Here is a 1,471-nt window from a genome sequence, read left to right as displayed (position 1 = left end):
CGAATCCCCTTGGGGACGCCACTCTTTCATCAGAGTGAGTCGGAAGTTACAGGTAAATAAACCATCAAGATTCTTATAATTACCTCGATAATAATCTATAAAACCTATTTTTTAACTACCTTCTTTAAAAAATTAATCTCTAATTATAAATTTAAAATATTTCATTAGCTATTGAATAGTCTATGTATGTTCAATATAAAGTGGAAACTTCATTATCGGAATTGATACTCGCTTTTAGGGAAGTAAGAACTAAATAAAGATTTAGCTCTATAATAAGGGGCATTTTTTTACTTTTTTTGAATTAACTCAATAGCATAACCATCAGGATCTTTTACAAAAGCGATTTCGGTAGCACCACCAAGCACAGGACCAGGCTCGCGGCTTACAATACCCCCTAATTGTTTGATTTTGTTACATGCTAAGTAGATATCATCATATTCAATTGCTAAATGACCAAATGCTGTACCATGTTCATATTCATTGGTATCCCAATTGTAAGTAAGCTCTATAACGCTATTAGAATCTTCATCACCATAGCCAATAAAAACTAAAGTATAACGATATTGTTCATTCTCAGAGCGTCTGAGCTCTTTCATGCCAAGTACTTTGGTATAGAAGGCGATTGACTTTTCTAAATCTGCAACACGCAGCATAGTATGTAATAAACGCATAAAATTCCTTTAATTTTATATAATAGTGACGGTATGAATTAAAAATCTATTATATCTTTAAATTCATATAAGTCCTCAATTATACAGCTTCCACAGCAAGGCTTTCTAATTATCATGTAAGATAAGCCAGTGATGAACATCGACTTTAAATTCTTTTGGTACAACTTTTTCTAGTTTTTTCAACTAATACAATATTTTTACCCATGGCAAATTTAGTACGGTTAGATATTCTAAATATATGCGTATCTAAAGCGATTGTAGGCCAGCCAAAAGATAATAAAGATAGATGAGTAGTTCGTAAGAAATTTATAGAACCTTAACTTTTCTATAGTCGAAAGTATATTCTTATTCCTCTTCACTTATATTTTAAAATCACCTACAATAGTCGCGATTTTTATTAGAGTTATATATGCTTAAACCATTGTCAAAATTGATGCTTATGATCACAATTCTGGTTGCCTTTTTAGGGCAAACAATGTCTTATCATTTTATGGCGTCATATGACGGCACATCAGAATTTCATACAAAAATACAACAGCAAACCTTTGTTTATGATAACGATAGCTCCAACACATCTGAAAGCATAGATGATTGTTGTGAAGTTGAGTGCTGTGAAATAGAGTGTATTTGCCCTGCAAACGCATGTGCTTCTATTGCTTATTTAGATAACAATATTCCTATATCAGAGTTACTTATTTTAAGTGAACCTCAGCTGTCATTAACAACAAAAGGCACTCATTTTATCGCCAAGTCTCTTTATCGACCACCAATTTTCGCCTCCTAAACTTCTTACATTCATA

Annotated in this window: 2 protein-coding genes and 1 pseudogene; 1 reads left to right on the top strand and 2 read right to left on the bottom strand. The window is 32.2% G+C overall.

What is annotated here, in order from left to right; genetic code table 11:
* Positions 1–287 precede the first annotated feature (287 nt).
* Positions 288–671, bottom strand: a complete 384-nt coding sequence (gloA, locus tag CJF42_RS22865) for a lactoylglutathione lyase (protein WP_095368874.1) — start codon at positions 669–671, stop codon at positions 288–290.
* Positions 672–709: 38 nt separating this feature from the next.
* A pseudogene (locus tag CJF42_RS28850) lies at positions 710–945 on the bottom strand (endonuclease III); the annotation flags it as partial.
* A gap of 135 nt (positions 946–1,080) precedes the next feature.
* Between CJF42_RS28850 and CJF42_RS22855 the strand changes: the two are divergent.
* Complete coding sequence (locus tag CJF42_RS22855; RefSeq protein WP_095368873.1) at positions 1,081–1,455, top strand: hypothetical protein; 375 nt, start codon at positions 1,081–1,083, stop codon at positions 1,453–1,455.
* Positions 1,456–1,471: the final 16 nt, after the last annotated feature.

This window comes from Pseudoalteromonas sp. NBT06-2 (genome assembly GCF_002276045.1).
GTDB lineage: Bacteria > Pseudomonadota > Gammaproteobacteria > Enterobacterales > Alteromonadaceae > Pseudoalteromonas.
This window is presented reverse-complemented; position numbering and strand designations above follow the sequence as displayed.

What these genes read in the sequence shown, in the direction of transcription:
- gloA (WP_095368874.1), bottom strand. Translation starts at nt 671, where the DNA reads ATGCGTTTATTACATACTATGCTGCGTGTTGCAGATTTAGAAAAGTCA.
- CJF42_RS22855 (WP_095368873.1), top strand. Translation starts at nt 1,081, where the DNA reads ATGCTTAAACCATTGTCAAAATTGATGCTTATGATCACAATTCTGGTT.